Genomic DNA, 13378 nt, shown 5'->3' with positions numbered 1-13378 from the left:
TTCGAAAGCCGCCGGATGGTCAGACATGTCGCTTAGCCTTGCTAACCTCATCCACCCACTCCGGGTAATACCTTCTCCATCATGTCGACTTAAACCACTCTCGCTCGAATGCGGGTGCAAAAGTAGAGATTTACAATATACGATCCAAATATTTCAGACTCTTTTTTCCGCCTTTTTTTGACGGACAAGATGGAATATTATATGGTACGCATGTGAGGGATATTCGAAAAGAGAAAAATATGCGAAGTCCAGTATCTGGCATGAACAAATACAACAGCCAGTTGTTCCTAAAATGTATTTATGCGCTATACAAAACTAAATTTTACAATCATGGCAAAAGAAAGTGTTAAGATCCTTAAGGGCAAATTAGATGTAGACAACTTGTTAGTACAAATGAATGCTGCATTATCCGAAGAATGGTTAGCTTATTACCAATATTGGATTGGTGCCCTCGTTGCAGAAGGAGCTATGCGAGCAAACGTGCAGGCTGAATTCGAAGAACACGCTAAAGAAGAACTGGGGCATGCCAAGTTGTTGGCAGACCGCATTATCGAATTGGAAGGCGTTCCTGTATTAGATCCGGAAAAATGGTTTGATCTTGCCAGATGCAAATACAGTATTCCTACCGACTTTGATGTCGTTAATCTGTTAAACCAGAATGTTGCATCCGAACGTTGTGCGATCGTACGTTACCAGGAAATCGCCGAATTCACAGACGGCAAAGACTTCACCACCTGCGATATCGCCAAGCACATCCTGTCTATGGAAGAAGAACACGAACAGGACTTGCAGGACTACTTGCGGGACATTGCAAGAATGAAGCAATCCCTCTTAGGCAAGTAAGCTTAAGAACTTTGCTGTAAAATAACCCTGTCATTTTATTTATGAATTGGCAGGGTTATTTTGTTATTTGCCTCAACTATTACACACGGTTGATTGTAATTGTTTTGGATATTCACAACTAAACGTATACTTTTGTAGTTATAACATAAAAAGGCTAAATTATGAAGAAGATTCTACAAGAGTTCAAACAATTCGCCATGCGTGGTAATGTGATCGACATGGCAGTGGGTATCATTATCGGCGGTGCTTTCGGTAAAATCGTGTCATCTGTCGTCGGCGACATCATTATGCCTGCCATCGGTTTACTGATCGGAGGCGTAAACTTCACCGATTTAAAGATCGTATTGAAACAGGCTGTAATGGACGGTGACAAAGTTGTCTCACCGGCTGTTTCCATCAACTATGGAAACTTTTTGCAGGTGACTTTCGATTTCATCATTATCGCTTTCTCTATATTCATGCTGGTAAAAGGGATCAACGCCCTGAACAAAAAGAAAGAAGAAGCACCGGCAGCTCCGGCTCCCCCTCCCGCCGATATACAGTTGCTTACTGAGATACGGGATTTATTGAAAGACAAAAAATAGTCATTTCAAGATTTCTCGAAATGGCTTTTCACTATTCAAAACCCATTTCGAGAAATCTTGAAATCGTTTTTCACCGTTGAAAAGCCATTTCTATCAATATCAAGACTAATAAGAAAGTATTTCAAGTCCCGTTTCCGTCATCAGGAACGTATGCTCCCATTGTGCGGAAGGCTGTTCGTCTTCGGTAACGACTGTCCATCCGTCTTCTTCGTCAATAAAGACCTGCCAAGTTCCCATGTTGATCATCGGCTCGATCGTAAATACCATGCCGGGAACCAGAAGCATCCCTGTCCCTTTCCGTCCGAAATGACAGACCTCCGGTTCTTCATGAAATTCCAGTCCGACACCATGCCCACATAAATCGCGGACGACAGAGTAACCGTTCTTCTCCGCATGGCGCTGGATGGCATTGCCGATATCGCCGACAAAACCGAACGGTCTCGCAGCCTGCATGCCGATTTCGAGACACTCTTTCGTCACCCGCACCAGCTTTTCCTTTTCAGGAGTCGTCTTACCTATGATAAACATACGGGAAGCATCCGAGTAATATCCGTCCAATATAGTCGAAACATCTACATTGATGATATCCCCTTCTTCCAATATCTCATCTTCGTTGGGAATACCGTGGCAGACCACTTCGTTGACAGAAGTACAGACGCTTTTCGGGAACCCTTCATAATTAAGAGGTGCCGGAATAGCTCCGTGCGAAACGGTATAATTATACACCAACTTATCGATTTCGGCGGTAGACATACCGGCCTTGATCTCTTTTGCAACGCAATCGAGCACCCCGGTATTCACTACACTGCTCCGGCGGATACCTTCGATCTGTTCTGCTGTCTTAATCAGTTTGCGGGAGGGCACCAGGTGGCCTTTATTCTGAAAGTAAAGTACTTTTTTGTCTAATTCGGTAAGAGGCTGTCCTTTGATGATGTGCCAATTGTTCTTAATTCTTCTGCTATGCATGGCTTTGTTTATTTATCCATACAAAGGTAACGGTTATCGGGCATTATCCAGATACTTTTCCTTGAATATATTGAAACAAAGTATAAAGATCGAGATCAAAAGCGGCCCGAAGATAATCCCCATAAAACCGAACAAAGACAAGCCGATGATCACACCGAATATGGTGATGAGCGGATGAATGTCCGCCATCTTCTTCTGCAAAATAAAACGGATCAGATTATCCACATTCGTAATAATAATCAAGGCATAAGCAGCCAATCCGGCAGCGTTCACCCAATCTCCGGTCAACGCCATATAGAGAACCAGTGGCAACCAGACCAACGCAGTACCCACGACCGGAATGATCGTGGCAAAACAGGTCAGAAAACCAAAAAGAAAAGGACTCGGCACATCGAATATCCAATAACCGAGCAAGGCGATCAATCCCTGGATAATCGCCAGCAACGGAATCCCGATCGCATTGGAAGTGACGATCATATTGATCTCGCTCAAGACATTTTTCTTATTCTTGTCGCTAAAAGGCAGAATGCTGTAAACATACTTTTCCATCTTGGCACCGCCGATCAGCATGAAATAGAGTACCAGCACCAGTACGGCCACATTGATGGCGAAACCACTGATTCCTCCCATCAACACCTGCCCTATCTTCGGGAGGACGGAGACGGCAGACATGATATTGGAGGTGTCGAGCACGTCATATCCGGTCCGTTGCTCGATCAGGTTCGCGACATGCTCCACCGACTGGACCAGCCGGGTCGGATCCAGATTAAAATTCTGCAACTTATTGATGAATAACCAGACAGCCAGAGAAAGCGGTATCAAAAAACAGAGAACCGTCTCCAATAGCAAGATTACAGCGACGATACTGCGCCGCCAATGTTTCTTTTCCGTCAGATACAACAGTTGTTTCCTTACCAATATATAAATAGTGCACGCTCCCAAGATCCCTCCCAGAAAAGGGATAAACTCTACAAAAAGAATTACCCCCAGCACGATTATAATCGTTATCAGAGAGTATTTCCAATATCGTTCCTTTACGTTTATTTTGTTATTTAGCATCATTATACATTATATATATACATAACAATACGAAAAGGCTGTTGTTTATTTCCACCTGTCAATACAAACTGAAATCGGAAGGCTTGATAACGAAGCCTATCCTTATCATACTTTTGAACTTATTATATTCCAGGAGATTTTCTCCAAAACCATTGTAATATTGCAGAAAGAAATATTGATTCTCATTATTGTTGAATTTGTAGCTCAGTTCGACCTGCGTGTTAAAGCTGGTCCAGGTCTTGCGCTTGGTCAGGATCACGCCGCAATTAAAACGGCGGTTGTCGGTCCGGTAATTGGCGGCCACTTGGAAAATCCCGTTATATTTCAGCAGGTCTTTGTTATATTTGCCGTCCACAATCGGTATCCAAGTCTTGAACTGCGCCTCCCAATTCGGCGAAAGGGTGATCGCAACCGCAAAAGTGACTTTATTCCAACTGCGGGAAGCGGTACTGTCCTTCCCGTTCGATTCATGTTCGAGCATAAGATATCCCTTGCCTATATATTTATTATGGTAGACAATCAGATGCCCCAGACCGATACCAGGATTAAAATTAAGGTCTTTCATAGGCAACGATTCCTGAAAGACATTCCAAAAAGCCTTCTGAGTGTACTGGATAAACAGATAAGTATCAAAGGGCAATTTACTTTTTGTCAGTCGTTGCGCAATACTCAACTGGAATTTCACATCCGAATTGGCAGCAGTCGGTTTATGTCCGAGAGTCGTCCCTCCTACGAAGTAATTGTCTTTGAACAGGGTGAAATACGGCATCTTGTCCAAAATGGCGCGGATACTGTCGGCGTTATAAGCATTCGCCACGATTCTTTCCCCGATTGTTTCTCCCCTTTTTTCCTGTGCCGACAGGGCACAGACCATCACTGACAGAAGCAGGAGCATCACGATTCTTTTCATAAAATGCATCAAGTTTATTGAGTCGATAAAAATCTCAGCAAAGATATACGAATCAAAGAATGATAATTCGCCTGTTTAGCGCCTATATTGGTCATTTCGTTATCATTCTTTTTAATAAAACCAATTACAGAATGGTTAGTTCATTTTTTCTATCTTTGCACGCATGGAAAAGATATACAACTATTACCAGGATATTGTCACAGCTTACACCCGCAGGGCTGATAGTCTGAAGAAAAAAATTCATTTGCTCGGAAGCATCCGTTTGTTATTGGTTGCCGGTTTGATCGCCATGATCTGGTTTTTCAAATCCGAAGACTGGACAGTGTTGGCCGGGATTGCCGTCTTGTTCATTATCCCGTTTATGGCTCTGATGATCTGGCACACCAAACTGTTTGCCCGGAAATGTTATGCCGAAGCACTGGCAGACCTTTGCCGAAACGAACTGAACGGGTTGGATTACGATTTCAGCGCGTTCGACGGAGCACCGGAAAAAAGCTCCGCAGAACATTCGTTCAGCCTTGATCTGGATTTGTTCGGAGACCATTCGCTTTTCCAGTCCATCAACCGCACGGTTACTTTTATGGGAAAAGAGAAGCTGGCCGGCTGGTTTATGCAACCGCTCACCGACAAGGCAATGATAGTAAGGCGTCAGGAAGCGATCCGCGAACTGGAATCATTCACGCAGCTCCGACAACATTTCTATGTGACAGGGATCTTGCATCCGGGAAACAAGGGCGATCAACAACTTGTCACGCTATTAAGCAAAACCGCTCCTTATTTCATCAACAGCAAAACATGGAAACTGCTCATCTATCTGTTCCCCGCCCTTTGGGTATTGATCGCGATAGGATGTGCACTGAACCTGCTCCCGATATCGACAGCCGGCCTGTTTTTCGGATTATCATTCATCGTCTCTTACATCAATGCAAAACAGATCGCTACGGTACACAATTCCTTGGACAAGATGGAGCAGATCCTCCGTACTTATTCCGATCTGGTCAAATGTATCGAGAGAGAGAACTTTCAATCTGCCGAATTAGCCGATATCCACGACCGGTTCGCAAGCGACGGACAAACGGCTTCTTCGATCATCAAAAAACTATCCGGCCATATCGGTGCGCTGAACCAACGTTTCAGTGCAATCGGCGTCATACTGAATATCTTCACCTTGCGCGACACCCGCATGGCGATGAAATTAGAAAAATGGAAAGAGGAGTACGGACAGGAAACGGAACGCTGGTTCGAGGCATTGGCTTTGTTCGATGCTTACTGTTCGCTGGGCGGATTCGCCTTCAATCACCCGGAATATATTTATCCTGAAATAGCAGACGCGTATTTCAAAATGGAAGGCAAAGCGCTCGGACATCCGTTACTGCACCGGAACATATGCGTAAAGAACGACATCGACATCCGGAAAAGTCCCTGGTTCCTGATCATTACAGGAGCGAATATGGCAGGGAAAAGCACTTACCTGCGCACCATCGGCGTCAACTATCTGCTCGGCTGTGTCGGCGCTCCGGTTTGTGCAGCGTCTTTGACCTTGTATCCGGCGCGGATGGTGACCAGCCTGCGTACTTCCGATTCGCTTGTGAGCAACGAGTCCTATTTCTTTGCCGAACTGAAACGGTTGAAGATGATTATCGACCGTTTGCAACAGGGTGAAAAGTTGTTCATCATCTTAGATGAGATCCTGAAAGGGACCAATTCGATCGACAAACAGAAAGGTTCCCTCGCTTTGATGAAACAGTTAGTGGCGAATCAGGCTTGCGGTATCATAGCCACACACGATCTGGCGTTAGGCGAACTTGAACAGGAATTTCCGAACCAGATCAAGAATTACCGTTTCGAGGCCGACATCCAAGACAACGAACTGACTTTCTCCTACCAATTGCGGGAAGGAATAGCCCAGAATATGAATGCTTGCTTCCTGATGAAGAAGATGGGGATCATACTCATATGACGGTTCTCTCATGCCTGCGCCAAAGGAATCCTGTGCCCACCCTTATCGGGACGTTTTTCCATTCGGAACGAAATTCCCCTTCACAGATCAGGATGAGAAGGGGAACTCGTTTTTACCAATATTTGAACCGGCTTATAAAGCACGGGCGGCTTTGCGGCGATCCAATTCCGCTTTCAACATACGAAGTTCACGGCTGGTTTGTCCGGCAACCGAAGTGTTTTCCTCGGCACGGCGGATCAGGTATGGCAAAACATCCCGCACCTTTGCATACGGCACATATTTGGTTACGTTATACCCTTCATGAGCCAGGTTAAAAGATATATTGTCACTCATCCCCAACAGTTGGGCGAAAAAGATACGGGGATCATCTCGTTTCAAGCCTTTTTCATCAATCAGCTTGGCCAATTTATAGTTGCTCTCTTCATTATGCGTCCCCATAAACATTTCGAAATGGTCGAGGTGGTCCATTGTGAAACGGACAGCTTCGTCATAGTTCTCGTCCGTCGCCTTTTTATCCTTGCAGATCGGATCGGGATATCCCAAAGCGGCAGCTCTGGCACGTTCGGCTTCCATATAAGCGCCACGCACGAATTTCACGCCGGCAATATATCCTTTCTCTTTCGCATCATCCAAAATACGGCGCAAATAGGGCATACGGTCATGACGATACATCTGCAAGGTAGCAAATACAATCGCACGTTTCTTATTATATCTGCGCATAGCCTCATCGGTCAAAGCATCGAGGGCATCCTGGAAACAATAGTCTTCGGCATCCACAATCAGTCGCACGTCATTGTCGTAGGCACGCTGGCAAAAAGCCATAAAGCGTTCCTTGAATTCGCGGTAGGCCTTTACTTCTTCGATAGTCAGTTCCTCATGTTTTTCGGATGCTTTAGCGAGAAGTTCGTCCGTTATGATAGTGGAAGGCTTGAATACGGCATACGCCAGATTATCATTTCCCTTTGCAAAATCGATCGAACGTATGGTTTCCTCAAAAGTAGCCTGTATGCCTTCGGGGGTTTGCTCGCCTTCGGCAGAAAAGTCCAGGGTGGAGCGCACATTGAACTTCCGCAGGTGGTCGATCGCCTTTGAACAGTCCTGCAGAGTTTCACCTCCGACAAATTGCTTGTACAAGGTCGGTTTGACCGCCCATCCCAACGGGAAATGAATTTTCAAAGCGATATTACTTGCTACACTGGCGCATTTGACCAGCCACGGATACTTGATTGTATTGAACAGCAAATAAGCATTTTTCAGCTCAGACTGCGATTTGGCAGAGAAAGCAATTTCGGTGTTATTAAAATCTAACATGGTATTTGATGATTAGTTGACAGTTAACGTATAAATAATGAGTTGGAATACCGTTTGACAAAATGTGCCAATCACCAATTCATAAGAAGTATTCTATCATTGGCATATTGGCACATTCTAATTACCGGTTCATCATTAAATTAATTACTTTTCTCCAAGAAACGGATAACCATAGCTTGTCGGCGGGACCAAAGCCTCTTTGATGCAACGGGCATTTGTCCATCGAATCAGGTTCAACGGTCCGCCGGCCTTATCGTTCGTACCCGAAGCACGCGAGCCGCCGAACGGCTGCTGGGCGATGACAGCACCTGTCGGTTTGTCGTTGATATAGAAGTTACCCGCTGCATAACGCAATTTATTAAATGCCATATCGATCGCATAGCGGTCGCGGGCAAAAATAGAACCGGTCAAACCGTACGGAGAGGTACGGTCGCAGAGTTCGAGTGTCTCTTCATATTTATTATCATCATATACATAGATCGTGATAACCGGGCCGAAGATTTCTTCCACCATGCTCTTGAACATCGGGTCCGTAGTCCGGATGACAGTCGGTTCCACGAAGTAACCTACCGACTTGTCACCGTTGCCACCGAAAACGATTTCCGCATCCGGAGACTGTTTTGCATAATCGATATAGCTCATGATGTTGTCGAACGAAGCTTCATCGATGACCGCATTGATAAAGTTCGTGAAGTCCTGGACATCTCCCATCTTGATTTCTTTCAGCATATCGCCGACATAATCTTTCACTTCCTTCCAGAGTGAAGCAGGGATATAGGCCCGTGAGCCTGCCGAGCATTTCTGTCCCTGGTATTCAAACGCACCGCGTACGATAGCCGTTGCGACATCCAAAGCCGGAGCGGAAGGATGGACGAAGATAAAGTTCTTGCCGCCTGTTTCACCGACAATCTTCGGATAAGATTTATAATGTCCTAAGTTCTCACCGATCTGACGCCAAAGGGTATTAAAGGTGGAAGTGGAACCGGTGAAATGGAAACCGCCCAAATCACGGCTGGCGGTCACGACTTTGCCGATCACGCTTCCCTGTCCCGGAATAAAGTTGACAACACCGTCGGGCAAACCGGCTTCCTGGAATACTTTCATCAGAAAATAGTTAGAGTGGATAGCTGTCGTCGACGGTTTCCAGACGGCCACATTCCCCATCATGGCAGGCGCCATGTTCAAGTTAGAGGCAATAGAGGTAAAGTTGAACGGCGTGAGCGAGAACACGAACCCTTCCAAAGCACGATACTCCATCCGGTTCAGGATACCGGTTTCCGAATAAGGCTGGTCGGCATACACCTGACTGGCATAGAAAGTACTGAAACGAAGGAAGTCGATCAATTCGCAAGGAGCGTCGATTTCCGCCTGGAACGGATTCTTGCTTTGCCCCAGCATGACGGATGCGTTCAATATATACCGATATTTCGTAGAAAGCAATTCTGCCACACGCAACATGACGGAAGCACGTTCGACCCAGGGAAGTTCGGACCATTCCTTATGCGCCTTCATGGCAGCATCAATAGCCATCTGCACTTCTTTCTCTCCGGCCTTATGATAAGTTGCCAATACGTGATGGTGGTCATGCGGCATCACGACCTTACCGGTATTGCCTGTGCGGATTTCCTTACCTCCGATAACCAACGGGATGTCCCATTCTTCTGAAGAGAGCTGTGCAAGAGCCTTTTTCAAGGATGATTTTTCACTTGAACCGGGAGCGTATGCCTTTACCGGCTCATTAATGGGTTTGGGAAAACTAAAAATTGCGTTGTCCATAGTATACCTTAATTTTATTAAGTGTTCAAAGACTGATTATTTCAGCGCCGTAAACATAATCAATAATTTTTTAAAATAAGAGACTGAAGCGTTAAATTAAATTTAAATCCTAATCTCGTCCAGCATCAACAATTCAAGCCGTAGAGCTGTTATCATAACATATTAATCATCTTAAACGTAAAGAATATGGCTATAAAGAGTGTTTGGGTAGAAGAAGATTGTATCGCCTGCGGTACATGCGAAGGCATCTGCCCCGAAGTATTTCAGGTCACAGACCGCTCACGCGTCAATGAAGGAGTAAACTTCAACGATTATGAAGAAGGAATAAAGGAAGCGGCCGAAAGTTGCCCGGTCAGTGTCATCAAATACGATTAAGTTTTTTCCGGCACGCCACCACCACTTTTAACAAGTTAGTGCTTAACATCTTGCAGTTTCCTACTGGAAGAAACTTTCGTTTCCTCGGCAGGAAACTGCAGTTCCCCTTGCAGGAAACTATCGTTTCCCGCTAAGGAAACTATGGTTTCCTGCAAGGGAAACAGCCGTTACCTGAAAAGCATCTTCCACACTGCCTTATAAAAATAACTAAATAACATTACATTCCTCTTTCCTTAGACATTTTGCTTTTTATTCCTATCTTTGGAGCATCATAAATATAATAATCAACGGAGATGAACGAACAGATAAAACAAATTGCGGAGCGTTTGGCCGGACTCAGGGATGCATTGGAGATCACACCTGAAGAAATGGCCGGGGTTTGCAACCTGACTCCCGAACAGTACATGAAACTGGAAAGCGGTACTGTCGATATTTCAGTAAGTGTATTACATCAGATCTCGCAGGCTTACGGCGTAGAGCTGACAACGCTGATGTTCGGCGACGAACCGAAAATGAGCAGTTACTTCATTACCCGTAAGGGCAAAGGCATTGCCGTCGAACGGACCAAAGCCTATAAATACCAGTCGCTTGCCGCCGGTTTCGTCGGCCGGAAAGCAGACCCGTTCATGGTCACCGTCCATCCGACGCCAGATGAGACGCCGATCTACCTGAACTCGCATCCGGGACAAGAGTATAATATGGTACTGAAAGGCCGCATGCTGTTGCAGATCAACAACAAAGAGCTGATACTGGAAGAAGGCGACAGTATCTATTTCAACTCCGAACTGCCGCATGGCATGAAGGCGCTCGACGGAGAAAAGGTCAGTTTCCTGGCTATTATCCTTTAAATTGACAATTCAAAATAGTTATGTTAGAAAGATTCATAGACAAAACGACCTTTGAGTCGCAGGAAGATTTTATAAAGAATTTCAAGATAAAAGTCCCGGAGAACTTCAACTTCGGATATGACGTAGTAGATGCATGGGCGGAAGAAGAACCCGATAAGATTGCGTTGTGCTGGACAAACGACCAAGGGGAACATATCGACTTCACCTTTGCCGACCTCAAGAGAGAGACCGACCGGACAGCCGCTTACTTCCAGTCGCTGGGAATCGGCCACGGCGATATGGTCATGTTGATATTGAAACGCCGCTATGAGTTCTGGTTCTCGATTATCGCATTGCATAAATTGGGAGCTGTGGTGATCCCGGCCACTCACCTGCTGACAAAGAAAGATATCGTCTACCGTGCGAATGCCGCCGATATCAAGATGATCGTCTGCGCAGGCGAGGAAGTGATCACCAAACATATCATCGACTCATTGCCCGATTCGCCTTCTATCAGGAGCGTCGTTTCGGTCGGTCCCGAAATCCCCGAAGGCTTCGAGGACTTCCACAAAGGCCTCGATAGCGCGGCTCCGTTCGTACGTCCGGAACATCCGAACAGCAACGACGACATCTCACTGATGTATTTCACTTCCGGGACAACCGGCAACCCGAAGATGGTGGCGCACGATTTCACCTATCCGCTCGGACATATCGTGACAGGTAGTTTCTGGCACAATTTGCATACCGACAGCCTCCACCTGACTATTGCCGATACCGGCTGGGGAAAAGCCGTCTGGGGGAAACTTTACGGACAATGGATTGCGGGAGCGACCGTATTCGTGTACGACCATGAGAAATTCACGCCGGCCGATATGTTGCAGATGATACAGGACTACCGCATCACATCTTTGTGCGCACCTCCCACGATCTTCCGTTTCCTGATACGCGAAGACCTGACGAAATACGACCTGTCGTCCCTCCAATACTGCACCATCGCCGGCGAAGCCTTGAACCCTGCCGTATTCGACACGTTCTACAAACTGACCGGCATCAAGCTGATGGAAGGTTTCGGGCAGACGGAAACCACCTTGACCGTCGCCACCTTCCCGTGGATGGAGCCGAAACCCGGTTCGATGGGCGTACCCAATCCGCAATACGACGTAGACTTGTTACGTCCGGACGGTTCACGTGCGGAAGACGGCGAACAGGGACAGATCGTCATCCATACGACAAACGGCAAGCCGATCGGACTTTTCAAGGAATATTACCGGGATGCCGAACGCACACGCGAAGCCTGGCACGACGGCCTCTATTACACGGGCGATGTCGCTTGGCGTGATGAAGACGGTTACCTCTGGTTCGTAGGCCGTGCCGACGATGTGATCAAGAGTTCCGGCTACCGGATCGGCCCGTTCGAGGTGGAAAGCGCCCTGATGACGCACCCGGCGGTTGTCGAATGTGCCATCACCGGCGTTCCCGATGAAATCCGCGGACAGGTGGTAAAAGCCACCATTGTCCTGGCGAAGGACTACAAGGATAAAGCCGGAGACGCTTTGATCAAGGAATTGCAGGATCATGTCAAAAAGGTGACGGCTCCGTACAAATACCCGCGTGTCGTCGAGTTCGTAGACGAATTGCCGAAGACGATCAGCGGCAAGATACGTCGGGTCGAGATCCGGGATAAAGATAAGAAATGAAACGTATCGCCGTTAAAATAGGTAGCAACGTGCTCACCCGCAAGGATGGCACGTTGGATATTACCAGGATGTCCGCCTTGGTAGACCAGGTGGCCGAACTGCACCGCAAAGGCGTGGAGGTCGTCCTCATCTCTTCCGGGGCGGTCGCTTCGGGACGCAGTGAGATAAAGGCCGGCAAAAAGCTGGACTCCGTCTCCGCCCGCCAACTTTATTCGGCAGTCGGGCAAGCCAAGCTGATCAACCGTTATTACGAGTTATTCCGCGAACATGGCATGACCTGCGGACAGGTGCTCACCACGAAGGAGAACTTCGGCAGCCGCACGCATTACCTCAACCAGAAACACTGCATGGAGGTGATGCTTGAAAATAAAGTGATTCCCATCGTGAACGAAAACGACACGATATCGGTTACTGAATTGATGTTCACGGACAATGACGAGCTATCCGGGCTGATCGCCACCATGATGGGAATGGATGCTTTGATTATCCTGAGCAACATCGACGGAATATATAACGGCAACCCGTCCGACCCGTCTTCCGCGGTTATCCGCGAGATCGACGGAGGCAAGGAAGACCTGTCGGAATATGTACAGACCAGCAAGTCTTCATTCGGCCGCGGCGGTATGCTGACCAAATGCAACATTGCGCAGAAGGTGGCCGACGAAGGCATCACGGTGATCATTGCCAACGGCAAGAAGGACAACATCCTGGTAGACCTGCTCGCCAAAGACAGCCGGACCGTTTGCACGCGTTTCATCCCGTCAGACAGACCTGTCAGCAGCGTCAAGAAGTGGATCGCCCATTCCGAAGGCTTTGCTAAAGGCGAGATACACATCAACCGGGGAGCCGAAGAGGCGTTGTTAGGGCCGAAGGCGACCAGTATCCTGCTGGTCGGCGTCACCCGGATCATCGGCGACTTCGAGAAAGACGATATTGTCAAGATCATCAACGAGGAAGGCCGCCAGTTAGGGGTCGGATGCGCAGGTTACGACAGTACGGAAGCACGGGAACTGGTCGGCAGCCGGGACAAGAAGCCGTTGATACATTACGATTATTTGTATCTGGATTAA

The 13378-nt window shown here is 47.1% G+C and carries 12 protein-coding genes; 7 read left to right on the top strand and 5 right to left on the bottom strand.

The genetic code is table 11. The features are described from left to right. Positions 1 to 330 precede the first annotated feature (330 nt). Both ACW6QF_RS16450 and mscL read left to right on the top strand, forming a co-directional pair. A complete protein-coding gene (locus tag ACW6QF_RS16450; RefSeq protein ID WP_456088601.1) occupies positions 331 to 843 on the top strand; it encodes a ferritin-like domain-containing protein in 513 nt (170 codons plus the stop codon). A gap of 161 nt (positions 844 to 1004) precedes the next feature. Next, on the top strand, positions 1005 to 1427 hold the full coding sequence (mscL, locus tag ACW6QF_RS16445) for a large-conductance mechanosensitive channel protein MscL (protein WP_005636988.1): 423 nt from the start codon (positions 1005 to 1007) through the stop codon (positions 1425 to 1427). A gap of 105 nt (positions 1428 to 1532) precedes the next feature. Here the strand turns inward: mscL and map are convergent, their stop codons facing one another. The 3 genes from map to ACW6QF_RS16430 form a co-directional block, all read right to left on the bottom strand. Further along, on the bottom strand, positions 1533 to 2393 hold the full coding sequence (gene map, locus ACW6QF_RS16440; RefSeq protein ID WP_456088600.1) for a type I methionyl aminopeptidase: 861 nt from the start codon (positions 2391 to 2393) through the stop codon (positions 1533 to 1535). A 33-nt stretch (positions 2394 to 2426) separates the two neighbouring features. After that, positions 2427 to 3437, bottom strand: coding sequence for an AI-2E family transporter (locus ACW6QF_RS16435; protein ID WP_456088602.1), 1011 nt, complete (start codon positions 3435 to 3437; stop codon positions 2427 to 2429). A gap of 73 nt (positions 3438 to 3510) precedes the next feature. Then, a complete protein-coding gene (locus ACW6QF_RS16430; RefSeq protein WP_456088599.1) occupies positions 3511 to 4371 on the bottom strand; it encodes a phospholipase A in 861 nt (286 codons plus the stop codon). Between the two features lie 154 nt (positions 4372 to 4525). Here ACW6QF_RS16430 and ACW6QF_RS16425 point away from each other — a divergent pair, with 154 nt between their 5' ends. Next, positions 4526 to 6322 carry a MutS-related protein gene (locus tag ACW6QF_RS16425; protein WP_456088598.1) on the top strand — a complete coding sequence of 599 codons (1797 nt, stop codon included), beginning with the start codon at positions 4526 to 4528 and terminating at the stop codon, positions 6320 to 6322. Positions 6323 to 6454: 132 nt separating this feature from the next. Here the strand turns inward: ACW6QF_RS16425 and ACW6QF_RS16420 are convergent, their stop codons facing one another. Together ACW6QF_RS16420 and pruA are read right to left on the bottom strand one after the other, a co-directional pair. Then, positions 6455 to 7633: a proline dehydrogenase family protein gene (locus ACW6QF_RS16420; protein WP_298547441.1), complete on the bottom strand. Its 1179-nt coding sequence runs from the start codon at positions 7631 to 7633 to the stop codon at positions 6455 to 6457. Between the two features lie 144 nt (positions 7634 to 7777). Beyond that, complete coding sequence (gene pruA / locus ACW6QF_RS16415) at positions 7778 to 9409, bottom strand: L-glutamate gamma-semialdehyde dehydrogenase (RefSeq protein ID WP_298547443.1); 1632 nt, start codon at positions 9407 to 9409, stop codon at positions 7778 to 7780. Positions 9410 to 9595: 186 nt separating this feature from the next. Here pruA and ACW6QF_RS16410 point away from each other — a divergent pair, with 186 nt between their 5' ends. From ACW6QF_RS16410 to proB, 4 genes are all read left to right on the top strand, one after another. Further along, positions 9596 to 9784, top strand: a complete 189-nt coding sequence (locus ACW6QF_RS16410) for a ferredoxin (RefSeq protein WP_298547446.1) — start codon at positions 9596 to 9598, stop codon at positions 9782 to 9784. Positions 9785 to 10077: 293 nt separating this feature from the next. After that, positions 10078 to 10632, top strand: coding sequence for a helix-turn-helix domain-containing protein (locus tag ACW6QF_RS16405; RefSeq protein ID WP_298547449.1), 555 nt, complete (start codon positions 10078 to 10080; stop codon positions 10630 to 10632). A gap of 20 nt (positions 10633 to 10652) precedes the next feature. Next, a complete protein-coding gene (locus ACW6QF_RS16400) occupies positions 10653 to 12308 on the top strand; it encodes an AMP-binding protein (RefSeq protein WP_456088597.1) in 1656 nt (551 codons plus the stop codon). Next, positions 12305 to 13378, top strand: a complete 1074-nt coding sequence (proB, locus tag ACW6QF_RS16395) for a glutamate 5-kinase (protein ID WP_456088596.1) — start codon at positions 12305 to 12307, stop codon at positions 13376 to 13378. Before ACW6QF_RS16400 ends, proB begins: the two co-directional genes overlap by 4 nt.

The organism is Parabacteroides sp., assembly GCF_977054455.1.
This window is presented reverse-complemented; position numbering and strand designations above follow the sequence as displayed.